The sequence below is a fragment of the Oxalicibacterium sp. genome (assembly GCF_057353965.1).
In genome coordinates, this window is record NZ_JBMQZD010000007.1 from 236664 (window position 1) to 259970 (window position 23307).

Here is a 23307-nt window from a genome sequence, read left to right on the forward strand (position 1 = left end):
CCGACAAACGGTCATGGGTGCGGCCAAGGCCACACATTGCCCGCATGAATGAAACCTGCGCGAGATGGCGGCAGCAGCTCGACCATTTCACATGGATTCCGGCAGCCGCCAGACCGAATTATCACGTTCAGCCCTCCCTTCACGCGGCAATCTTCATTGCCGCAGCCGGGATCTCCTCGTCGTTCAACACGGCAAACAGATGATCGACGTTGATTGCCTGAATCAATAGTTCGCCCTCGTTGGCCTGGATCACTTCGGTCACCAGCATGCCGGTTTCCGGCGCAGCCAACGGTGTCGGCACGATTTGCGATGGTTGAAATTCCGGCACGCCGTGCAGTTCGCTGACCAGCAAGCCAATACTCTTACCATCGCGCTCGATGACGATAACTTGGCTGCTGCTGTCGATCTCCGATTTCGTGCCGCGCATCAGGTGACCAAGATCGAACACCCAGACGAAGCGGCGCGATTCGTTCTCGTGGTTCAGCGCCAGCAGGCCGATGCGCTCGGCGCGGCTTCCCATCGACATCGGCGAGATTTCCGATGCCGGCAGCGCTTCCTGCGCGTATTCAGCATCGATCGCGAACAGCGAACCATCGATGAAGAAGGTGGCGAATTCACGTCCCGGCGGTGCAGTCGGATCCAGCTCCAGCACGGCATTCGCATGTTTGCCACCGGCTTGCTGACGTTCTTCGCCGAAGGCGAAATAGACGACCGCGATCACATCCTCACAATAGCCGTCCGAGGTCTTGAATTCGCGATAGCCGTGCGACACCGTGCAGCCCATGATCGCGTAATGGCCGTCATGGATCACTATGCGCGATACGCTGCGGCCATTGTCCATCTGCAGCAATGCCGGATCGAGATCCACCTGTGCACCGACCGGGCGTGCCGGATCGGTACTGGAAATGATGCGGCCGTTGCGATCAATGAACAGTGCGCTGGCCGCCTTTTTGTCGCCGAGGGCACTTTTCAGCATCGCGGCGAATTCCGGTTCAGCGTCGAACACGATGCCGATACCGCCGACTACCTGTGACGCGCTTTCCGGATGGCGGATCGCAGCGTGATAGACATAGGTCGGACGGCCGCCGTACAACGGCGTCGGTGCGAACGGTGTCACGTAGTACTGCTGGCCGTTGGTCAGCGACAGCACTTGCGACAATGTCGCTTCGTCGATTTCCGAACCGTTGATCTGCAGCCCATCGCCCTTGAAATCGGTGCTGGCAATAATGATGCCGTCGCGGTCGTAGACGAAGATACGCGTATAGACCGTATAGAGCGAATTGATGTAGCCGAGGATTTCATCGATGCGCGCGACCTTTTCCGGCAGATGTTCCGGATCGGCCAGCGCCGCCTGCAGTTCCGGCGTCAGCGCCCACCAGCGGCAGTCGTCGGAACGTTCATAAAGGTTACGGTCCAGCAGATCGACCATCAGATGCGACACGAACTCCGAATCGCTGAGGCTGGACGACAGCACGGTTTCGTACAGGTCGCGAATCGATTGCGAAAACAGTTCGTTGCTGCGCGCGCCGGTTTCGCTGATCTGTTCGAGGATGGTTTTCAGCTTCAGCAGTTCGCCGTTCTGGCCGGCGGTCATCACCTGGCCGTTCCAGACCACACGGCGGATCGTCTCGGCTGCACTCATAATCTCGAACAGCGGCGGGCAGAACGATTCGGCATGCGACAGCAGGCCATCGGCCACACGCTTGTCGAGCGAGATCAGCGCATCGGTCGCACTGCCAGTAAAGGCCAGCTCGACCGGAATCATTACCTGTCCCTGCCATCCTGGCGGCCCCATATAACCTTGGTAGCCATCGGCAGAAAAAGTACGTGCCAGATATTCGCGACCGCCGTAGACGACCAGCTTCGGTTCGTTGTCGCGATTGACCGGCACCGTCGCACCGACTGGAATCCAGCGCGGGTCGGCACTGGCGATGACGCGGTTGTCGCCGTCCAGCAGCAGCATGTTCGAACGCTCGGCCGGATCACGGTGCGAACGGAAAATGCCGGCCATCTCTTCTTCGAAATGGAAGCACAGGCACAGCGCACCGACCACCGCGCCAGTTTCCGGGTGATGCATGCGGCGCGCGTAGATCAACGCCTCGTGCTTGCCGGGACGCAGATCGGTGGCACGGAAGATTTCGACGTAGGTGTCGGATTCCAGCGTCTGTTGCAGCAGCGGATCGATCGTACCTTCCAGCGGCGTGGCTTCGTCGATTTGCACCAGCACATTGCCGGCGGTATCGAGCAGCAGGATTTCATCGTAGACCGTGTACTTGTCGCGATACGCACGCAGGCGTGCGCGGATCATGTCCACATCGTCGTGCATGCCGGCGACGAAGGCGCACAGCTCGCGATCGGTCGCGAGGAAGCCGACGTCGGCCGTGCGTTCGTACAGGTTGCGTACGACGATGTCGATCACGTACTGCGCCTTGGTGCCGATTTCCTCCAGCACGTTGGCAACCTTCTCGCGCACCAGACTGGTCACCAGTTCCTGCTCGAGGCGATTGAAGCCGGCGCGCGTGGCTGCCATCGTCGGCAAGATAGCTTTCGCTTCGACCGGGCAGTTCATCTTGGCCGACGCTTCGATCATGCGCCAGATCAGATTCAACTCTCGTAGCGACTGCTCGCAGCGGCTGACGTCGCGCATATAGGGAAGAAACGTATCGATCTGCAGCGGGGCGTGGGCGTCCATGATGAATCCTGATTTCCTGATAATTGCCGCAGACAGAGGGCTCTGCCCGCATAAATCTCCTATAGCAATTAGCAGACCAGCATCTCACATTGTTCGCCAGACAATGCCCTGCACCGAAACGTTTCATAAGGAACGCATGCGTGAGGTGTTCGACGAATGCATTCACGCATCCGCGCACCGTCGTGATGCAACGTCGCACATCTGCGCAGCCTTACAAGGTTTTGTCGCAACATACGTGACAAGGCCCGCAAAAGCGGGCCTCGTCAGTCGTTGCAACGCAGCGAAGCAAGTTTCGCGAACTTCAACCCTTGAAGAAGGTGAGAAGATCTGGATTGACGATCTGAGGATGCGTCGTACAAAGGCCATGAGGCAGGCCCTTATAGGTGATCAGCGTTCCTTTCTTCAATAGTTTGACCGTGAGAGGAGCAGAATTTTGATAAGGAACCACTTGATCGTCGTCGCCGTGCACAACGAGGACAGGCACAGTGATCGCTTTCAGATCTTCCGTGAAATCCGTCTCGCTGAAGGCCTTGATACAGTCATAGTGGGCTTTGGCGCCGCCCATCATGCCTTGGCGCCACCAGTTCCAGATAACACCTTGATCAATCTTCGCACCGGGTCGGTTGTAGCCGTAGAACGGTCCGCTCGGCACATCGAGGAAAAATTGCGCACGATTCATCGCTAACGCGGTGCGGAAGCCATCAAGTACTTCGATCGGCACACCACCAGGGCTCTTTGCCGTCTTCATCATGATCGGAGGCACCGCACCGATGAGTACCGCCTTGGCTACACGACCGGGCTTGGCACGAGCAACATAGCGGGCCACCTCGCCGCCGCCGGTCGAGTGTCCGACGTGAATCGCATTCTTCAGGTCGAGATGATCGGTGAGCGCCGCAACATCGGCAGCGTAGGTATCCATGTCATTGCCAGTATCGGTCTGTGACGAACGGCCGTGACCCCGGCGATCATGTGCGATCACCCGATATCCCAGATTAAAAAAATACATCATCTGGTTATCCCAATCATCGGCGGAAAGCGGCCAGCCATGATGGAAAACGATGGCTTGCGCGTTCTTGGGTCCCCAGTCCTTGTAGAAGATCTCAACGCCGTCTTTAGTTTTGACGAAACTACTACCTGTATTGCTGGTCATGGTTGTCGCTCCTTTTAGTGAGGTTGCTGCGATTGCGATATGTGGAATCATGGACAACCCTGCCAATGCAAGACCGCCCTGCAGAACTTCGCGCCGTGTTGCCGTGAAAGGTGAACCGGAATCGTTTTCTGACATCGTCTTCTCCTTGGAGAGATCGGAACAGGTGCCTCAAATGACTGCTCGCAGATGGTTGAACCAGAGCGTCGAATTCATTAACGCCATGAATACACGCTCTGGTTCCGTGCCCTGCTGCAGGCATAAACCGGCAACGCTCAGTAATCCCAGAAGATCGGCACCCAACGGAAGGCATCGCCGTCGACTGCTACCCGGCCGACGGACGGGAATGGCAGGTGTGCTGCCACCAACAGTCCGCCGTTCTCTGCCAGTTCTTGGAAAAGGCCGATCCGGACGCGGGTCGATTCCTCAGGATCATGTTCGAAGCCGTTTTGCCATTCGGGGTGGTCGAATCCCACCGGGAACATGGCATCGCCGGCGAATGTCAGCCGCTCGCCGTCAGATGTGAGATCGACCACGCTGTGTCCCGGAGTGTGGCCGCCGGTGAGACGCACAACCACGCCCGGCGCAACCTCGTACTTGTCTTCGAAGATCTGCAGACGGTCGCGATATTCGTTGTAGAAGCTCGTGGCAGTCGTACGCAGTACGCCCGGCACCGGCTTTGGCATGACGGTGTTGGAAAAATCCGGTGAGGTCCAGAACTCCACTTCCGTACGAGACACATGAATCCGCACATCCGGACGCAGCCGCTTTTTCATTTCGTCGACGAGCAGTCCGCCCACATGGTCCATGTGCATATGGGTAATGATCACGTCGGTGACGGATTCAAGGGCAATACCGGCGGCCTCCAAGCGCTGAGGAAACTGCCCGGCACGCGGAAAGCCGGAAAACTGCGCTCCCAGTCCGGCGTCGATGAGAATGGTCTGATCGCCGGTGCGCACCACCATCACGTTCAACGGCCAGTCGTATGCCTCCTGCGGCAGGAAATTGTCGTCCAGCCAGATCGCCAGATCGGCTGGGGCAACATTAGTTGCCATCGTCGAGGTAGGCAGCGGCAGCACCCCGTCGCTGATCACCAGTACGTCCATCTCGCCGAGCCGCAATGCATAGCGCGACGGAACCAGTTCCTGCGACGCGTTGACGATGCCCATATCAGTGTGCGTGTCGCGGCTGATCGGTTTTCTCTTTGTTTCCAGCTGAGTGTTGCTGATCATCTGATTCATTTCTATCTCCAGTTGAGTGTGGTGGATCATCTGCTTCAGTTTTGAAAACACGCGCTCGACTTCGGGTGAATCATTTTCCGCATGGGAAGCGCGGCCCATGCGGATGGATGTCTTAGAGATCGGTGACACGCTCCGGATCGGCGGAAGCGAGTGCAGCGGCGCGCTCGGCTTTCGGTGGATAGATCCAGACGGTGTTGATCTCCTGCTTTGTCTTCTTGGCGACGTCGCCGACCATTTCCACCACACGATCCCAGCCACGCGTGAACAGCGCGCCGGCTTCGCCGAGGTCGAGGCAGGTGACGTAGGCTTTCTGGTGATAAGGCTTAGTCGCAACGCCGAGCAGCTCCGCCGCAGCGTTATTGCCCGCGAACGCGCCCATCCGTGTGGCGTGCTGGCACGACATCAAGGCAACGTTGCCGTCGTCGTCGCAGGCAGCGCGCGCCGCATCGCCGGTGGCGAAAACGCCCTGAACACCCGGCACGCGCAGATCGCGATCGACCAGCAGACGGCCGAAGTTGTCGCGCTCGGCGCCGATTTGCTGCGTCAGTGGTGCAGCACGAATACCTGCTGCCCAGATCACGGTCTGGCTTTCGATGTGTTCGCCGCCGGACAAGGTCACGCCGGATGCATCGAGCGAGTCGATGCCGGCGCCGAGACGGGTTTCGATACCGAGTTTTTGCAGCGCTTCGTCGATGACTGGGCGGGCTTCCGTGCCCATGTCCGGTGCGATCACGTCGTTGCGATCGACGATGATGATGCGGGTCTTGGCATCCTTACCGAGAATGGTGCGCAGACGACCCGGCAATTCGGTTGCCGCTTCGATGCCGGTGAAACCGCCACCGACGACGACGATCGTGTCACGTCCGTTCGTGACCGGACGTTGGGCAAGGCCATGCAGATGCTTGTCGAGGGCAATTGCGTCGTCGAGCGAGTCGACGCTGAAGCCGTATTCGGCAAGACCTGGAATGTTGGGGCGGAACAAACGGCTGCCGGTGGCGACGACCAGACGGTCGTAGGAGAGCGATTTGCTCGCACCGTTTCCGTTGGCGATCTGCACCGTACGGGAATTGGTATCGACCGTCTCCGCGCTGCCTTGTACATAAACAACGTCGATGGCATTGAGCACATCCAGTAGCGGCGCGGTCAGGGTTTCAGGATTCGGCTCATAGAGGCGCGGACGAACAACCAGCGTCGGCTCCGGGGCCACCAGTGCAATTTCCAGTTCCTTGGGCGAGGTACCTCGAATGTCGCGCAGACGTGCTGCGGAAAGTGCAGCGTACATACCGGCAAAGCCGGAACCAATGATGACGAGTCGCATGTGATACTCCTTTGATGTAATGAAGTGAACGATTAATGAAATCGCGCACACGATTGCGGCTTGATGCGGTTGCATGCTGCTGATGAAGTTGCCAAACTTTTCTTCATCGGTTGTTGTCGTGAGCACAGCCGTAATTTAGTTAATTGCAACGGCAGCGGCTCCAGAGCAATTGATCCGGTTGTAGAGAGATTGCTATTAAGGTGTGCGCTTTCGTTAATAACGACGCGTCAATTACGGTGCGTCATTACCGGCCGTCCTGTCGGTCAGGCGCTAAAACATGGGCTTAAGAGGGATGAAGAACACTACGATCAGCACGGCGAATGTTTCCGTATCGCACGACATTTACGGGATTCGAGCCGCTATGGATGTTCAGGCCGCGCTGTGGGGAGGAGGTGTCGGGCCTTGGATGGAGAAGAAGGGTAATGACTTGATTGTTGCGCGATTGCGGTTAACGCATGCGGCGTCGCCAATCGCTCGGGGTTTCCCCGGTCAGTTTGCGGAAGCTTGCGGCAAAGGCTGTTTGGGAGGTGTAGCCGAGCGTCGCCGCGACCGACATGACAGACATGTCGGTGTCGCGCAGCATGTTCATAGCTTGATCGAGCCGGTGCTGGCGCAGCCATGCGTGAGGTGAAAGCCCGGTACTTTCCTTGAAGGCGCGGCAGAAGTGGAAGCGCGACAGGCCGGCTTCCGCGGCGAGCGCCGCCAGTGAAACGTCTGCGTCGCTGTCGGACCGCAAACGCTCGACTGCACGCAACAGCGTCTTCGGCGCCAGTCCGCCCCTGATCGGCTGAATCGTGGTCGGTGCACCGGAGTGTGCAGCGAGGAGTCGTGTAGCCAGCAGATCGATCAGTTGCTGCCGGAACAGTGTATCCAGCGCCTCGTTTCCGGACAGGCAATCTGCCGCGCTCAGGAGCAAACGGGAGGTAACGGGATCAGGTTGCGCCGTCCGCTCCAGAAGATCGACAGGGGTGGCGATGTCCGCTTCGCCGACCACGCGTTCGAGTGAAGCGTGGGGAAGATAGAGTTGGACCACATCGACGGGTTTCGGTATATCCCATCGGGAGCTTGATCCTTCCGGAATGATAATGACAACCCCGGGACGAAACGTTCCGGTCACAACGGATCTTCCCGAGCGCCGCTCCATACGCTGGACCGAGCCGTTGTAAGCCATGATGACGTGATGCGTCATGGGCTGTACGACATCGTGCAAAGGATCATGTTTCCAGTGTGCGATACCCGCACCGGACGAATCCAGCACCATACGAAATGGTGTGGTGCCGAGCACACGTGCCATTTCCTCATCAGCAAGACGACTATCGGAAGCCGGTGATCTGCTCCGGTGCACCTCAGGCCTGGCTCGCGCGTTTCCCGAGGGAGTGTGCAAGATTTTGGGCGGCGGCATACTTCGCTCCTGGAAGAATGGCTTTCACGTGGCGGAAACTATTTAAATTTCCGAGGCACGCGACGGTCATTGCACCATTTACGTAGCGAGATTCTTGTTTGATTTATTAACCAGCATGCCAGGCGGGAATCATACTCCCATGAATACCGGGGCATGCAGATTTGCCAAGAAAATTCTTTGATAAATATGTGACAACAACGTGAATTCAGCTTGGCGTGGTTTCAGGTACAAATTGATGGCGTAACCGTCGACATGTGGAAATCCCGCTAAACTAATGCCCCATTGGCATCTGCCTTTTTTGCAACCGACCGCTGTAACCATGAAACCCATCGCACCCGGCACCGTGATCTTCCATCGCCATCGTGGCTATGGCGTGATCACGGCCGTCAATCTGATGACGGGATGGATTTCAGCGCGCTTCGGCAACGAAATGCGCACGCTCGATCTCAATCTGTCGAGCGACGAAGTCCAGCATGCCGATGGCGAACCCATCCTGTTCCGTCGCGCACCGCCGGATCAAATGCCGCATGCGCGTCTGATGGCGATGGTGCGCCAGTTGCATCAGGCCGGTTATCAACGACTGTATTTATATAGCTGGCCGAAACCCTCCGGCCTGCACTGGCGCTGGCATCTGTTTACCGGACCGCGCAACTGGATGGAACGTCCGTGGCGCGAAGGCTGGTACGGCTCGGGGGCCGATTACATCTTTAATCCGGTGATGGGCTGGGGCGACGCTCCCGGCGAGACGACCGAGGAACTGGCCAGTACACTGGCGCAATTCGATCCGGTCGGCATGGCACAAGCGCTGGGGCGCGACGAGGATCACACCGCGTGGTTCGAAGCCGTCTGCGAAATCTTGCTGCCGGACTATACGTATACGCTAGGCTGGGACAGCCGCGACGGTCGGTTGCCGGACGCGCTGCCGATCATTCCGGTGCGTCGCGGCGTACCTCCCTACAGCGGCCCACCCTTACCGTGGCCGCCGGGCTGGATCAAGATGTGGGGCGGCGGTCATCTGGCGACCACGACGGCGACCTTGCTGCCGTCAAGAAAACGCAACTCCGTCGATCGCGGCACGGACGACACCGAATCCGATATCGTTCGCTGACGTTTCAGTCCGGCTGAACCTGCAGTACATTGCGCGGCGTGCCATTCGCGAAATCGACGATGTTCTGGAACGCGCTGCGGAAATACAACTCGTAGCTATCCTTTTCCACATATCCCAGGTGCGGCGACGCCAGCACGTTTTCCATCTGCAGCAAGGGCGAAGTCGGCGGCAACGGTTCGCTTTCGTAGACATCCACGGCCGCATGGCCGGGGCGGCCCGCTTGCAGCGATGACAGCAACGCATCGTGCTGCAGCAGTTCGGCGCGGCTGATGTTGACGAACAATGCATCGGGTTTCATCCGCTGCAGATCGTCCGCCGATACGATACCGCGCGTCTGTTCGTTCAATCGCAGGTGCAAGGACAGCACATCTGATTCGGCAAGCAACGCCTCCTTCGATGCTGCAAGCCGATAACCGTCCTGCGCAGCAGTAGCAAGACTCGCTTCACGCCCCCACACAACAACGTCCATGCCGAACGCCTTGCCGTAGGCGGCGACACGGCGGCCGATCCGGCCATAGCCCCAGATGCCAAGCGTGCGACCTTTCAGTGTTCGACCCAACGTGTTGCGCTGCGGATGCAGCGAGGCGGTTTGCCACAAACCATCCTTCAGGTTGGACAGATATTGCGGCAGCTTGCGCATGGCCGCCATGATCAACGCCCATGCGAGTTCGGCCGGCGCGGTCGGATCGCCGATGCCTTCGCAGATCGTGATGCCGCGCGCGGCGGCAGCGGCCGTATCGATATGGCCGCTCACCTTGCCGGTCTGCGAAATCAGTTTGAGATTGGGCAGCTTTTCCAGCAACGCGCGCGACAATGTCGTACGTTCGCGAATCAGCACCAGCACGTCGAATTCCCGCAGGCGAATCGCCAGCTGACCGACACCGCGCGCACTGCTGGTGAAGACTTTCACGTCATGGCCCTGCAGCAGCGAAAAGCAGTCGAGGTGGCGGACGCAGTCCTGATAGTCGTCGAGAATCGCAATCTTCATCGTGGAAATCCGGCAGGTATCGATAGATAACAGAGCTTCGTATTATCCGACAGCCGCCCACGATTTAGCCGCACACAATTTCACAGGCAATGAACAAACCATGAACGGCAATAAAAAAGCCGCTGATGTCAGCGGCTTGATCCGATTCACGAAACGCTCCTGTCAGGCATTTTGTGCATTGCGCACAACGGCAGGGGAATCATCACTGCGCGATTCAACTTTGTGCCGTATCCGCTCCCAGAGCCGATCATGTATCGGCAACAGGATCACGTTACAGATCGGCTCCACCACTGCTGCCACGCCGCCCAGCGCAACCGAACCCGTGAATGCGTACATGACGGCAAAAGCAACGCTCATGTGCAAAGCGACCTGACTGACGGTTCTCGCGGCGGTGACCATGATTGAATCCTTTCTTTGTGTGTTCGGAGGAGCTGATGAAGCAAAGGATAATCATTCTCGTTTAATAGAACAATTAAATATATTTGAATAAATTAATAGCCATTAACTATAAATTGAGATTCGGCGTACAATAGGCGACAAGCAACGCTTTTCTTCTATCCAGGCTCATCCGTGTTTCAACGTTTCCTGCGCACCTGTGCGCTGACCTTCCGTTATCTGCGCAGTTTGTTCCATTTCCTGTGGGCAATGCAGGGGCGCGAGCGTACGCGTTTGTGGCATGAAATGAACCAGATGCGCGGGCTGATTCCGCTGTTGATGAAGCGGCGCAACGGCGAGCACTGGACGGAACTGGATCGCCGGCGCATCCGCGTGCATTTGCATAAGCTGATGGAATTGAGCCCTTACATGTTGCTGTTCATCGCACCGGGCGGCTTTTTCCTGCTGCCGGTGCTGGCATGGTGGCTGGATCGACGTCATCCGAAACCGCAGCCGGAACCGGAACTGATCACGGCCGATATTCCGGAGCAGCTCCCGCAGTAACGGAAGCATCGTAGACGGCAGCTGTGTGCCCGCGTAGACGGCGATAGCCTGCCATCGTCAGATGCAACCCCATGCATGTTGCCCACACAAACCATAGCGACCACAAGTTGTGCGAGACGAAATGCGCACCGCGCACGACTTGTACGGCGCTCATGACCGTTCCCAGCACCAGACTGAAAACCAGCACGCGACGTGCCCATACCGGCGCCTTCTCGCGCAACGCGAAATAACCGGCGATCAGCACGAACCCGGCGGAAGCATGGCCGCCTGGCCAGCACTGTCCCTTGTGCACGATCGTCGTTACCGCATCGAATAGCGGAAACCAGTAATCGCTGCCGCCGTAGACGGCCAGATCATAAGGGCACGAGTGAGGACTTGCTCCCTTCAATGACTGCACCAGCCATGATGCGAGGCCACCCATGACGATGAAGGTCAGCAGTACTTGCCGCCAGGATTGCAGTTTGCGTACGCGAATGGAGGCAAGCGCAAGACCAATGCAGATCAGCCAGGCGACCACACTGATTTTCTTCAGCACGATATGACCCCAGAAAAACAGCGTGTGATTGTGTTCGAGCGGAAATGTTCGTGTTGCCGGATCGAAGAAGTGTTGTGCCACCCAAAAATCGAATGTCCCGCTACGCGCAATCCACGCAAACGCGATACCGGAGGCAATCAGACCAAACAGATTGACGAAGATAAAACGACGCGGAGTATTTCCCACTGTGCACTTCCCGGCAGGCAATCATGAAACGGTAGAAATTACCGTTCCGCCAGTTAAGAGCACGTTAAGAGCCATGTTTTTTGCGGTAGATTACGGCAGCCAAACCCCTTTTTTCCTTCCCATCATGAGGAGACGAACATGGCCTATGTAGATGGTTTCGTGGTGCCGGTACCAAAAAGCAATCTCGATCAATACCGGGAGATTTCGACCCAATGCGGCAAGGTATGGATGGAGTACGGCGCATTGCAGTATCGCGAGAGCGTGGCCGATGACGTCAAGCCGGGCAAGCTGACCTCGTTTCCACAAAGCGTGGACCTCAAGGAAGACGAGACCGTGATCTTTTCGTGGATCGTTTATCAATCGCGCGCGCACCGCGATGAAGTCAACGACAAGGTGATGAAGGATCCGCGCATCGCCGGCATGTCGCCGGAGACGATGCCGTTCGATGCACGGCGCATGATCTACGGCGGCTTCGAGATGATCGTCGATCTGTAACGACAATCGGTTCCTACATTTCCTGCATTGCCTCTGCATCAAGCGCCATGCGCCTCATGCACGTACATCGCGCACGCGGATCAAACCTTCCTGCGCCACCGTCGCCACCAATACACCCTCACGGGTGTACACGTGCGCCATGCACAGGCCGCGTCCGTGCGATGCATTCGGCGTTTCGATCGCGAACAGCAACCATTCGTCCATGCGGAACGCGCGATGAAACCAGATCGTGTGATCGAGGCTGGCGATCTGCATACGCGGATCGCCGACGCTTATGCGGTGCGGTTGCAGGGCAGTCCACAGCAAGCCGTAATCCGAGATATAGGCGAACAGGCTTTCGTGCACATACGCATCGTCCGGCAGACGCGTCGGCGTACGCACCCACACATGGCGATGCATGCTGCCTTGCGGGCCGCTCAGTAAATCGCCGTCATGCTCCGCACGAAAGTCCATCGGTACCGGGCGGAACGGCCAGGCTGCACCGCCATGCTTCTTCCATGTCTCGACACTGGAAGGAAGCGTTTCCGGATCGGACATCGGCGGCGGCGCCTTCTGATGCGACAACCCGTCTTCCGGCGACTGGAACGACGTCGACATCACGAAGATGCGCTTGCCATCCTGCTTGGCGACCACGCGTCGCGTGCTGAAGCTGCCGCCATCGCGCACACGTTCGACTTCGTATTCGATCGGCAGACGCAAATCGCCCGGCAGGATGAACAGCGCGTGCAGCGAATGCGGGCGACGATCGGCCTGCGGCACTGTCATGTTCACCGCATGCAATGCCTGTCCCAGAACCTGCCCGCCGAACACATGCGGCACGCCCATGAAATGACTCTGCCCGATGAAACTGTCCTCGCCCGCCGGCTTCAGTTCCAGCAGTTGTACGATCTCATCAGTGTTGAACAAAGTCGGGTCAAGCATGGTTTGGTCCATCATGACTTGCGTACATCGGCCACGATTTCATACGAGCGTTTGCGCGCTTCATGATCGTAGGCCATTGTATGGATGATGAGTTCATCCACCTGCGTGGTATCGAGAAATTTCTGCAGTTGCGCTTTTACCGTAGCTGCATCGCCGATGATCGACCCGCGCAACATCGATTCGACCGAGATGCGTTCATGCGGCAGCCACGCGTCGTCCATGCTTTCGACGGGAGGCGGCAGACGTGTCGGCTCGCCGCGCACCAGCGCCAGATGCATCTGCTGCTGCGAAGTCGCCATGCGCTGCGCTTCTTCTTCGGACTCGGCTGCGAACACGTTGACGCCCACCATGGAATACGGCTTGTCAAGCGCGCCCCGACGGAACGTTTCGCGATACAAGCGTAATGCCGCCAACATGTAATCCGGCGCGAACTGGCCGGCAAAGGCAAACGGCAAGCCGAGAAAGCCGGCCAGCTGCGCGCTATAGCTGCTGGAGCCCAACAGCCAGATCGGCATGTCAATTCCCTGGCCCGGCACCGCCTGCACCGGCGCGTCTTCATCGGTCGGCTGGAAAAACGCACGCAGCTCGTTCAGCTGACGCGGAAATTCGCTGCCGTCATCATTGATCTGGCGTCGCAATGCGCGTGCCGTCGCCTGATTGGAGCCCGGTGCGCGGCCAAGGCCCAGATCGATACGGCCCGGATACAGGGATGCCAGCGTACCGAACTGTTCGGCGACAACAAGTGGCGCGTGATTGGGCAGCATGATGCCGCCGGAGCCGACGCGTATCGTCGACGTCGCGCCCGCCACGTGGCCAATGACGACGGCCGTCGCGGCGCTGGCGATGCCCGGCATGCTGTGATGCTCGGCCAGCCAGATGCGGTGATAGCCAAGCTTTTCCACGTGCTGCGCCAGATCGCGCGAACGACGGAAAGCATCGGCAGCATCACCGTCGACGGTGATCGGTGCCAGATCCAGTACGGATAGGGGAATGTCTTTCAGCGATTTCATGGGGAATCCCGGTATTGTCGATCCTTATGGATTCTGCTCCGCATGTCACGCACGGATACGCCGGAGCAGATCGACAGCATAGCGTGATTCGCCAATTCGTTCCGGCGACCGGATCATCGCTATCTGCGCGCCGCCTGCACGAATTCGACAAACGCTTTCAATGCAGCCGGCATCTGCCGCCGGCTCGGGTAATACAGGTAGAGGCCGGGATAATGCGGGCACCAGTCGTCCAGCACCGTCTGCAAATAGCCCGCCTCAATGTATGGCGCGGCCATCTGTTCGAATGCGTAGGCAAAACCCACGCCGTGCATGGCGGCATCCAGCATCAGGCCGACGTCGCTCAGCGTCAGCGGACCGTCCACTTCGGTTTCCAGCCGGATGCCGCCGCGCTCGAATTCCCATCGATAGACGACGCCGCTGGGGAAGCGATGGCGGATGCAGGGCAAACCCATCAAATCCTTTGGATGCTTTGGCTTGCCCTGCTGCTTGATGAAAGCGGGTGTCGCCACGACGATCGATCGTTGATAGGGTCCGAGCGGAACCGCGATCATGTCGGCCTCGATGCGTTCGCCGAAACGCACGCCTGCATCGAAACCCGATGAGACCATGTCGACGAAGGCGTCGTTGTCCACAATCTCCACCTTCACTTCCGGATAGGCTTGCAGGAAGGCAGCGACTATCGGCAGCAGCACGATTTGCGTCGATGATCGACCGGACGTGATGCGCAACGTGCCGATCGGCTTGCCGCGGAAATCGTTGAGATCCTCCAGCGCATCGTCGATGTCTCGAAAAGCCGGATCGACGCGCGCGAACAATCGCTCACCGGCTTCTGTCAGCGCCACGCTGCGCGTGGTGCGATTGAACAGCCGCAGATCGAGACGCTCCTCGATACCGCGCAAGGCATGGCTGAGCGCCGACGGCGACAAGCCCAGCTCGACCGCCGCGCGGCTGAAGCTGCGATGCCGCGCGATGCAAAGGAAGATCACAAGGTCCGATGGCGAGATGCGCTGTTTCATGAATTTCCCGATTTATGAATTTTACTCACAAGCCTTTTCGAAATTATGGGGATTATCACATCAATCCCTTCGTCCTACAGTACATCCAACGCGACACACAGTGTGTCGCACCAACAAGGACGAAAAGGAGAAACATCATGCGTACATGGTTCATTACAGGTGCATCCCGCGGCTTCGGCGAATTGATCGCGAAAAAGGCATTGGAGGCAGGCGACGCCGTCGTCGCCGCTGCCCGCAAGACGGAAGGCGTAGCCGAACGTTTCGGCAACCATCCGAACCTGCTGCCGGTGCAGCTGGATGTCACCAACGAAGCGCAGGCGCACCAGGCCGTTGCCGAAGCCGTCAAGCGCTTCGGCCGGATCGACATCCTGGTCAACAATGCCGGCTACGGCCTGCTGGGTGCCGTCGAGGAAGCCAGCCGCGAAGAAATCGAACCGCTGTTTGCCACCAACGTGTTTGGCGTACTGAATGTGACGCGCGCCGTGCTGCCGCACATGCGTCGCCGCCGCAGCGGCCACATCATCAACATCTCGTCGATCGGCGGCTATCAGGCTTATCAGGGCTGGGGCGTCTATGGCGCGACCAAGTTTGCCGTGGAGGGACTGTCGGAGGCACTGCATCAAGAGCTGCAGCCGCTGGGCATTCATGTCACCGTCGTCGAGCCGGGCTTCTTCCGCACCGATTTTCTCGACAGCAGTTCGCTCGCAAAGTCGGTCAGCATCATCGATGACTACGCCGATACGGTCGGCACGATGCGCAATGTCGCCGGCGACCTGAATCACGCGCAACCTGGCAACCCGGCCAAGCTTGCCGAGGCGTTCATCAAACTGGCCAATGCCGAGCAACCGCCGCAGCGCCTGCCATTGGGTAGCGACACGATTGCACGCATCGAGCAAAAGAATCGCCAGGTTGCCGACGAACTGGCACGGTGGCGCGATCTGGCGCAGTCCACCGATTTCGTGGCCGCCTGAACCGGCTGCCTGAGCTGGAGATCACGCGCCAGCCGGTCGATGGCCGGCGCGTTTTCTCCGATCGGCGTAGAGTTTGGTCTGCCGGCGTGCATGCACCGCCGGCTGTTTTCATTTGTCCACCTCATCGTCTGTCTCATCGAGGAAAAACATGACCGCACAAAAACAACCCGTCTGGTTCATTACCGGATGTTCGACCGGCTTCGGCCGCTATCTCGCCGCCCACACGCTGTCACTCGGTTATCCGACCGTCGTCACCGCGCGCAATATCAAGCAGGTGGAAGACCTGGTTGCCGGCCATGAAGATCTTGCACTGGTGCTGACGCTCGATGTAACGAAGCCTGAACAGGTTGCAGCCGCCGTCGATGCAGCGGAAAAACGGTTCGGTCGTATCGACGTGCTGGTCAACAATGCGGGCGTCGGCTACTTCGGCTCGTTCGAGGAAAGCAACATGGCCGCCGTGCGCAACATGTTCGAGATCAATGTCTGGGGCCTGACCCAAATGACGCGCGCGGTGCTGCCGCTCATGCGCCGCCAGCGAAGCGGCCATATCGTCAACATCTCGTCGGTCGGCGGCCTTGCCGCATTCCCGGCGCTGAGCTTCTACAACTCGTCGAAATTTGCCGTCGAGGCATTGTCCGAAGCGCTGTCGCACGAAGTTGCGCCGCTCGGCATCAAGGTGCTGATCGTCGAACCGGGCCCGTTCCGCACCGACTGGGCAGGGCGCTCGGCCGATGAACAGCCGGTCGCCATTCCGGATTACGACGCTACCGCCGGCGAGCGCATGCGCATGATCCGCGGCTACAGCGGCAAGCAACCAGGCGATCCGCAACGGGCCGCCGCCATCATCGTGCAAACGGTGGAAACAGCCAATCCACCGTTGCGACTGCTGCTCGGCAAGGCGGCCATGAACGGCGCGCGCAACAAGCTGGCGTGGCTGCAGCGTGATTTCGACGACTGGGCCGAAGTGAGCGCCTCTGCGGACTTCCCGGAAGATTGAAGCCAGGGTGCTGCATCACGAAACCGGGACGACGATTCCGCTGTTTCGTGATGCGCCACGGAAAATTTCACGCCTGTTTTGCAACATGCGCCAGCATCGTCCGTGTAAGTTTTTCATTTCGGTATGTCAGTCGAATTAGTTCTTACCAAGCGCGAATTCGCTCACTACAATGAGGATTCGCGATATTGGAAAGGAGATCGACATGTTCTCAGTCCGTTCCGTTCTGGCTTCAACGTTGTCTTCCACCATGCTCGTCGCACTGCTTGCCGGTTGCGATCGCGCAGAAACACCTCCAGCGCCGAAAACAGGAGACTCACCGGGCACGAGCGGCTCGGTCGCAACGCCGCCCAGCAGCATGCCAGCACCGGAAACTTCCACGCCATCTTCATCGTCGGGAAATACGATGGGCGATAGCGGAGACGCATCCGGCCCCACGCAAGCTCATCCCAAAGATTTGACCAAGCAGGAAGAGAGCACCACCATGCCGAATTCCGGCCAGGTGAACAACCACTCCACAGCCAATCCCATCACCGACCAAAAATAACGGCGTGATGGATACCGGCACGCTGGTCTGGCAAACGCTGCGCGAAGAATTTTCCGACATCAGCGATCCGGCACAGGTCACGCGGGTCTGCGTGCGGTTGCTGGTCGCTGTTCTGCTCGGCGGACTGCTCGGCTACGAACGCGAATCGCGCGGCATCTCCGCCGGCTTGCGCACGCACATGCTGGTCGCACTCGGCGCCGCCATCTTCGTGCTCGTGCCGCTGGAGGCAGGTGTCAGCCAGGCCGACCTGACCCGCGTACTGCAAGGCGTGGTAACCGGCGTCGGCTTTCTCGGTGCCGGCGCGATCATCAAGCTGAATCAGGAACAGGAAATCAAGGGGCTGACGACTGCCGCCAGCGTCTGGCTGACTGCCGCGATCGGCGTGGCAGCCGGCATGGGCCGCGAGATGACGGCGATTCTCAGCGCGTTGCTCGCGTTGTTCATTCTCGCCGTGCTGCGTCGCGCCGGCAGCGAACGCCGCAACGAAACTACTTAGTACGCCTAACAAAACCTTTCGACATACCTCCGAAGTACGTAAGCGTAAGAAAGATTGATAGATGTCTGCTCGTCACTCATGACAGATGCGCAGCCTTCGAGAACGATGGAACCATCCAAGAGTCAGCTCAACCACCCAGCGCCATCGTGGCAATAGAAGCCTCGACACCATCGCGTGCTAGACCACTAGCAAAAGAAAATTACTGTAGTGAAGGAATCGTTTGCAATTTGTCTGGATTCCTTACCACATATATGCGTGAGATTGTATCGGCGTCGACGCAGAATGACTGTACTGATTCAAGTTTTCCATCAATGTACCGGATTAAGCCCGGTTCGCCATTTACACGCGCCATTCTGTAGACGACCCGTCCACGGAAAGCGTTTTCGACTGCCCAATAAAGTCCTGCCACACGTCCTGTCCCGATGAGAACCTTGTCCAGCGACGGGACTTTTCCTCCACCGTCCGCCCTGTATTCGACATCCGCCGATAGAAGTTCCTTCATTGCATCGCGATTGGCATTGGCTGCCGCTTGCATGAAATTTTCTAGCACGACGCGATGCGTATTCTTCGAGACCGTGAAACGCGGGTTTTCCTCACGTATCCGTTCTTGAGCCCGATGGACGAGTTGTCTGCAGGCGGCTTCGCTTTTGCCAAGCATAGCCGCAACGTCAACATAATCCTGGTCGAATACTTTTCGCATCAGGAACGCAGCACGCTCCTCCGGCGTCAGCCGTTCCATGACCCACAACATTGCGACGGAAACCTCGCTTGCCAATTCCGCAGCTGTTTCAGGTGTGTCTTCGACCATCTCGACAACAGGTTCTGGAAGCCACCAACCGGTGTAGCTTTCGCGCTCGTTTTTTCGGTTTCGCAAGCGATCTATCGACAGCCGTGTCGTGATAGTTACTAGCCATGCTTCAGCCGACTTGATTTCATCATGCGAGCTGGTGGAAAAGCGCAGCCAAGCATCCTGTACGACATCTTCGGCGTCGGCGCGCATGCCAAGCATGCGATAGGCAATCAGGAAAAGACGTGGGCGTAAGGCCTCGAACACGAGCAGGTCGGCGGACTTCATAGTTACTCTAGTCTTAAACAGTACTTTCTAGACGGTTCAGCGCCGACCGTTGTGACAGATCCATGCGGTGTTGTCACAGCCGCACAAGGTCGCGCGTCTTGTAGATAGCGGCCGGATTTTGTCAGCCGCATGACTAATCACCTCACGAAAGGAAGTACGAACGATGAATCGCGCAAACTGGTTTCAAGTTTCGCAGGAAGGCGCCAAGGCGCTGGGAGCACTCCATCATTACGCAACGACGGACACTGGTCTGGAACCCGAACTCATTCATCTTGTTTTTCTCAGGGTTTCTCAATTGAATACCTGTGCTCACTGTATCGATGTCCACACCCGCGATCTTGTCAAACACGGGATGTCCGTCGAAAAGATTGTACTGGTGCCGGTATGGGCCGAGGTTGAATATTTGTTTTCGGACCAGGAACGCGCGGCCCTTGCATGGGCGGAAGAGGTGACGCGCGTGAGCGAAACCCATGCGTCAGACGAGGCATACTCGGCAGCACTGGCCGCGTTTGGAGAAAAGGCCTTAGTCGAACTGACGATCGTGATCGCCACCATGAATGCGATCAATCGCATGGGAGTCAGCTTCCGGTTGAAGCCGCGTGCAAGGGCTTAGAACGGAGGTACTCTAAGGCGAAAGTATCAAGAAAGCCGATGTTCAAGCCAGCAGGTGCACGGTGAATTCGGTACCTTGGCCTTCTTCGCTCTTCACCAATATCGTGCCGCCGTAGCGCGCCACCAGCGTGTAGCTGATCGATAGTCCGAGGCCGGTGCCACCTTGACGCTTGGTCGTGAAGAAGGCGTCGAACACGCGCGGCAAGTCTTCGCGACGGATGCCGGCGCCGGTATCGGCAACACGGATGTCCACGCCGCTGGCATCGTTCTCGCCATGCCAGTCTGCCGTCGTGATTGTCAGGCTGCCGCCGTTCTTCATCGCATGGATGGCGTTAGTAAATAGATTGATCAACACCTGCTGCAATTCACCGCGATTGATCGGTACCGCAATCGTAGCGCCCTTGTGATGTTCGACGCGGATATCGCACTGGTTCAGCAGATGCCGCACCAGCACCAGTGAATCGGTGACCACATCGTCCACCATGATCGCTTCGACATAACCGGCAAACTCGCCCGGATTGGCGAACTGCAACAGCTTGGTAACAATCGTGTTGATGCGCTGGATCTGCTGATCCATCAGTTTTAGCTCGTCCTGCACCGGCGCGGCAGCCTGGCCCAGCGTATCGCGCAGGACGTCGAGATTGCCTTGCAATACCGCGACCGGATTGTTGATCTCGTGCGCAACGCCGGCGGTGATCTCGCCGATGGCGGCCAGCTTCTCTGCCAACACGAGTTACTGCTGCGCCTGTACCAGCAGCTTGTTGGTCGCTTCCAGTTCCATCGTGCGCTCGACGACCTTGCGATCCAGTTGTTCGCCCCAGGTCTTCAGTTCGTAGTTCTGCGCCTGCACGGTATCCAGCAATTCGTCCAGATGCCGCGACAGGCTGCCCAGTTCGTCGCCGGTCGGCGTGCCGCCGCTACGCGCATCCATGTCGCCCATTTCGACTGCCGTCATCGTGCGGTTCATCGCTGCCAGCGGTGTATAGATACCGCGCGCCACGCGCAACGAGAAATACACGCCGCCCATGCCGATCACCGCAAACAATGCTGCCAGCAGGAAGAAGGCCGTTTCCTTCGCCTTGCGGAACGGTTCCTCTAGATAACCGACATACAGCATGCCGACACGCCTGCCGAAGCTGTCGCTGATCGGCTCATAAGCGGAGATGTACCAGTCGTGCACGACAAAGGCGCTGTCGAGCCAGGTCTTGCCGTCGTTGAGCACGTGATTGCGCACTACCTGCGATGCACGCGTGCCGAGCGCGCGGCGGTTACCGAACAGTCGCACGTTGGTGGCGATCCGCACGTCATCGATGAACAGCGTGGCAGTGCCTGCGCTGCCTTCCGGCAGTGAGCCTTCCGCGTAGACGAGGCTGTTGATGGTATCGACGAAGGGCAGGTTCTGATTCAGCAGCACGCCGCCTTCGAGCACGCCGAGCATGCGGCCTTCGCCGTCGTAAATCGGCGTGGCGGCGTGGATCACCATGCCGCTGGTTTCAGCCGTCTTGCTGGTCGGCGTGGCATTCGGTGTATCAACCAGTTCGAGATGCGCCTGCTGCACCAGATGTTCGTCAAGCTGACGCAACTGCGCTTCCGTATAGATGTCGATGTCGTTGCTGGCGTTGCCCTGCAGCGCCGACTGCACAATGGGCCAATGCGAATTGTCGAGTACGCCGAGCGCCACCGTCGACACGCGCAGGTGTCCTTCCGTATCAAGAAAATTCAGGAAGTCGAGTCCGAGCGCGATCTGCCGTTCTGCCAGCAACTGCTGGATGGATGCATTGCTGCCGTCTTCGATGGTCTTCACCAGCGGATGCGAATTGCCGAGACTGGAAACGTCGAGGCCGACGCGATCGCGCACATGCAGGAAATATTCGTGCGCTACCGCCAGGTCGCTACTGACCTTGAACGTCAATAGCCGGTCGTAATAGCCGACGCCCCAATAGAAGATCAGAAAAAACAGGATGGGCAGCACCGTCAGGAACGGCACCAACGCCACCAGCAGCAGCTTGGTGCGCACCGATGCGTTGCCGAGAATGGGCAACGTCATCCCCCATTTCATGAAGCGGCGCATCGCGTTCAATTGTTCAGACGCCCCATTCGGCACACTTGCGTTCCAGCGTCTTGCGCGACACGCCCAGACGCCGGCTGGCCTCGGTCTTGTTACCGCCGCTTTCGGCAAGGATCTTCAGGATGTGCTGCTTCTCAATCGCTTCCAGCGAGACTTCGCCGTCCGCATCCGTCGCATTAGTCGCCGCACGATTGCCGAACACGGCATCGGGCAGATTGCCAAGGATCAGCCAGCGTTCGACCAGATTGCGCAGTTCACGCACGTTGCCCGGCCATGAATAGGCAGCCATCGATGCCAGCACCTTGTCGTCCAGCAGACGTGGCGGCACGCCGAGTTGTTGCGCCAGTTGCCGCACGAAACTGGCAGCCAGCGCCGGAATGTCTTCGAGCCGGTCGCGCAACGGCGGCATCTGCAGTTGCACGACGTTGAGCCGGTAGTAGAGATCTTCGCGAAAGCGACCCGCAGCCACTTCCTGTTCGACGTTGCGATTGGTTGCGGCAATCACACGCACGTCCACCGGAATCTCGCGATCCGCGCCGACCGGCCGGATTTTCTTTTCTTCCAGTGCACGCAGCAGCTTGACCTGCATCGGCATCGGCAGCTCGCCAACCTCGTCGAGAAACAGCGTGCCGCCCTGCGCATAAAAGAACAAGCCTTCGCGCGACGAAGCCGCACCGCTGAATGCACCTTTCACATGACCGAACAGTTCGCTCTCGATAATGTCCGGCGGCACCGCGCCGCAATTGATCGGCACGAAGTGATTGCGCGAGCGGTTGCTGAGAAAATGCATCGCACGTGCCGCGACTTCCTTGCCGGTACCGGATTCGCCGGTGATCAGTACGGTGCTGGGGACCGATGCCAGACGCGTGATCGCATCGTGGATAGGTTGCAATGCAGCCGACTGGCCAATCAGGCCGTCTGCGCCCGCCAGATCGGCATGCTGGTCCAGCTCGCGGCGCAGCACGAAGTTTTCACGGCGCAGATGCGAACGATCGAAGCAGCGGCCGATGGCGCTCAGGATCTGATTGACGCGAAAGGGCTTCAGCAGGAAATCGGCCGCACCGGCACGCAGCGCGCGGATGGCGATATCGAGATCGGCAAATGCTGTGATCAACACCACGTCGTTGTACAGTCCGCGCGCGCGAATTTCATGCAACCAGTCCACACCCGATTTTCCGGGCAGGGAATTGTCGAGAATGATCAGATCGAAATGCTGCTGGCCGAGCAATACCGCGGCATCCTCGACCGATTCCGCCGTTTCCACGCGGCTGCAGCGACTGGCCAGCGTGCGCTTCAGGAAACTGCGCATGCCGGGTTCGTCGTCGACGATCAGAATCGAGCGGTGCTGCCAGCCGCCAAAAGCTTCGGTGAATGATTCGTCGGCATTCGAGGCCGTCGTTATTGCAGCGCTCATCAGGTATTCGTTCATTTATTCGGGCGATGCCCATTGTGCCGCGATTTTGCCGGCCGCGAAGCAGATGCAGAGATGCAAATTTTTCGCGGCGCACCGTGCACACATGAAAATGCCATGAAAAAAGGCGAGAGG

Annotated in this window: 23 protein-coding genes; 8 read left to right on the plus strand and 15 right to left on the minus strand. The window is 58.5% G+C overall.

Annotated elements, in window-relative coordinates:
- Positions 1-139 precede the first annotated feature (139 nt).
- The 5 genes from ACO1VH_RS12870 to ACO1VH_RS12890 all read right to left on the minus strand — a co-directional run bounded on the left by ACO1VH_RS12870 (position 140) and on the right by ACO1VH_RS12890 (position 7692).
- Positions 140-2692: a chemotaxis protein CheW gene (locus tag ACO1VH_RS12870; protein WP_486244874.1), complete on the minus strand. Its 2553-nt coding sequence runs from the start codon at positions 2690-2692 to the stop codon at positions 140-142.
- 301 nt (positions 2693-2993) lie between these two features.
- Entirely contained in the window at positions 2994-3842 is an 849-nt protein-coding gene (locus tag ACO1VH_RS12875; RefSeq protein WP_486245145.1) for an alpha/beta fold hydrolase, read from the minus strand.
- A 272-nt stretch (positions 3843-4114) separates the two neighbouring features.
- A complete protein-coding gene (locus ACO1VH_RS12880; RefSeq protein ID WP_229724118.1) occupies positions 4115-5008 on the minus strand; it encodes an MBL fold metallo-hydrolase in 894 nt (297 codons plus the stop codon).
- A gap of 184 nt (positions 5009-5192) precedes the next feature.
- Positions 5193-6398, minus strand: coding sequence for an NAD(P)/FAD-dependent oxidoreductase (locus ACO1VH_RS12885; protein ID WP_486244875.1), 1206 nt, complete (start codon positions 6396-6398; stop codon positions 5193-5195).
- Between the two features lie 448 nt (positions 6399-6846).
- A complete protein-coding gene (locus tag ACO1VH_RS12890; RefSeq protein WP_486244876.1) occupies positions 6847-7692 on the minus strand; it encodes a helix-turn-helix transcriptional regulator in 846 nt (281 codons plus the stop codon).
- A 427-nt stretch (positions 7693-8119) separates the two neighbouring features.
- Between ACO1VH_RS12890 and ACO1VH_RS12895 the strand changes: the two genes are divergently transcribed.
- Positions 8120-8908, plus strand: coding sequence for an L-asparaginase (locus ACO1VH_RS12895; protein ID WP_486244877.1), 789 nt, complete (start codon positions 8120-8122; stop codon positions 8906-8908).
- Between the two features lie 4 nt (positions 8909-8912).
- Here the strand turns inward: ACO1VH_RS12895 and ACO1VH_RS12900 are convergent, their stop codons facing one another.
- Together ACO1VH_RS12900 and ACO1VH_RS12905 are read right to left on the minus strand one after the other, a co-directional pair.
- Positions 8913-9896, minus strand: coding sequence for a D-2-hydroxyacid dehydrogenase family protein (locus tag ACO1VH_RS12900; protein ID WP_486244878.1), 984 nt, complete (start codon positions 9894-9896; stop codon positions 8913-8915).
- Between the two features lie 162 nt (positions 9897-10058).
- A complete protein-coding gene (locus tag ACO1VH_RS12905; protein WP_486244879.1) occupies positions 10059-10295 on the minus strand; it encodes a DUF2061 domain-containing protein in 237 nt (78 codons plus the stop codon).
- 171 nt (positions 10296-10466) lie between these two features.
- Here ACO1VH_RS12905 and ACO1VH_RS12910 point away from each other — a divergent pair, with 171 nt between their 5' ends.
- Positions 10467-10835: a hypothetical protein gene (locus ACO1VH_RS12910; RefSeq protein ID WP_486244880.1), complete on the plus strand. Its 369-nt coding sequence runs from the start codon at positions 10467-10469 to the stop codon at positions 10833-10835.
- On the opposite strand, the gene ACO1VH_RS12915 is transcribed toward ACO1VH_RS12910, so the two are convergent.
- Complete coding sequence (locus ACO1VH_RS12915; RefSeq protein WP_486244881.1) at positions 10801-11556, minus strand: phosphatase PAP2 family protein; 756 nt, start codon at positions 11554-11556, stop codon at positions 10801-10803. The two genes, ACO1VH_RS12910 and ACO1VH_RS12915, sit on opposite strands and share 35 nt — an antisense overlap.
- Positions 11557-11694: 138 nt before the next feature.
- On the opposite strand from ACO1VH_RS12915, the gene ACO1VH_RS12920 reads away from it, so the two are divergent.
- Positions 11695-12051 carry a DUF1428 domain-containing protein gene (locus ACO1VH_RS12920; RefSeq protein ID WP_486244882.1) on the plus strand — a complete coding sequence of 119 codons (357 nt, stop codon included), beginning with the start codon at positions 11695-11697 and terminating at the stop codon, positions 12049-12051.
- Positions 12052-12105: 54 nt separating this feature from the next.
- Here ACO1VH_RS12920 and ACO1VH_RS12925 read toward each other — a convergent pair whose 3' ends face one another.
- The 3 genes from ACO1VH_RS12925 to ACO1VH_RS12935 all read right to left on the minus strand — a co-directional run bounded on the left by ACO1VH_RS12925 (position 12106) and on the right by ACO1VH_RS12935 (position 14998).
- On the minus strand, positions 12106-12972 hold the full coding sequence (locus tag ACO1VH_RS12925; RefSeq protein WP_486244883.1) for an acyl-CoA thioesterase: 867 nt from the start codon (positions 12970-12972) through the stop codon (positions 12106-12108).
- Positions 12973-12983: 11 nt separating this feature from the next.
- Entirely contained in the window at positions 12984-13982 is a 999-nt protein-coding gene (locus tag ACO1VH_RS12930; RefSeq protein ID WP_486244884.1) for an LLM class flavin-dependent oxidoreductase, read from the minus strand.
- Positions 13983-14101: 119 nt separating this feature from the next.
- Positions 14102-14998 (minus strand): LysR family transcriptional regulator, encoded by an 897-nt coding sequence (locus ACO1VH_RS12935; protein ID WP_486244885.1) that lies wholly within the window; start codon positions 14996-14998, stop codon positions 14102-14104.
- A gap of 137 nt (positions 14999-15135) precedes the next feature.
- Here ACO1VH_RS12935 and ACO1VH_RS12940 point away from each other — a divergent pair, with 137 nt between their 5' ends.
- The 4 genes from ACO1VH_RS12940 (at position 15136) to ACO1VH_RS12955 (ending at position 18006) form a co-directional block, all read left to right on the plus strand.
- Complete coding sequence (locus tag ACO1VH_RS12940) at positions 15136-15969, plus strand: oxidoreductase (protein WP_486244886.1); 834 nt, start codon at positions 15136-15138, stop codon at positions 15967-15969.
- A 148-nt stretch (positions 15970-16117) separates the two neighbouring features.
- Entirely contained in the window at positions 16118-16966 is an 849-nt protein-coding gene (locus ACO1VH_RS12945) for an oxidoreductase (RefSeq protein ID WP_486244887.1), read from the plus strand.
- Between the two features lie 202 nt (positions 16967-17168).
- Positions 17169-17510 (plus strand): hypothetical protein, encoded by a 342-nt coding sequence (locus tag ACO1VH_RS12950; protein WP_486244888.1) that lies wholly within the window; start codon positions 17169-17171, stop codon positions 17508-17510.
- 7 nt (positions 17511-17517) lie between these two features.
- The gene (locus ACO1VH_RS12955; protein WP_486244889.1) at positions 17518-18006 is read left to right on the plus strand and encodes an MgtC/SapB family protein; all 489 of its coding nucleotides are present in this window, start codon (positions 17518-17520) and stop codon (positions 18004-18006) included.
- Positions 18007-18205: 199 nt separating this feature from the next.
- On the opposite strand, the gene ACO1VH_RS12960 is transcribed toward ACO1VH_RS12955, so the two are convergent.
- Positions 18206-19081 carry an RNA polymerase sigma-70 factor gene (locus ACO1VH_RS12960; protein ID WP_486244890.1) on the minus strand — a complete coding sequence of 292 codons (876 nt, stop codon included), beginning with the start codon at positions 19079-19081 and terminating at the stop codon, positions 18206-18208.
- Positions 19082-19244: 163 nt separating this feature from the next.
- Between ACO1VH_RS12960 and ACO1VH_RS12965 the strand changes: the two genes are divergently transcribed.
- On the plus strand, positions 19245-19694 hold the full coding sequence (locus ACO1VH_RS12965; RefSeq protein WP_325511366.1) for a carboxymuconolactone decarboxylase family protein: 450 nt from the start codon (positions 19245-19247) through the stop codon (positions 19692-19694).
- A gap of 42 nt (positions 19695-19736) precedes the next feature.
- On the opposite strand, the gene ACO1VH_RS12970 is transcribed toward ACO1VH_RS12965, so the two are convergent.
- From ACO1VH_RS12970 to ACO1VH_RS12980, 3 genes are read right to left on the minus strand one after another with little or no spacing between them, the layout of a single operon-like run.
- Positions 19737-20423, minus strand: coding sequence for a sensor histidine kinase (locus tag ACO1VH_RS12970; protein ID WP_486244891.1), 687 nt, complete (start codon positions 20421-20423; stop codon positions 19737-19739).
- Positions 20424-20426: 3 nt separating this feature from the next.
- On the minus strand, positions 20427-21740 hold the full coding sequence (locus ACO1VH_RS12975; RefSeq protein WP_486244892.1) for a cache domain-containing protein: 1314 nt from the start codon (positions 21738-21740) through the stop codon (positions 20427-20429).
- A gap of 37 nt (positions 21741-21777) precedes the next feature.
- On the minus strand, positions 21778-23175 hold the full coding sequence (locus ACO1VH_RS12980) for a sigma-54-dependent transcriptional regulator (RefSeq protein WP_486244893.1): 1398 nt from the start codon (positions 23173-23175) through the stop codon (positions 21778-21780).
- Between the last annotated feature and the right edge of the window lie 132 nt (positions 23176-23307).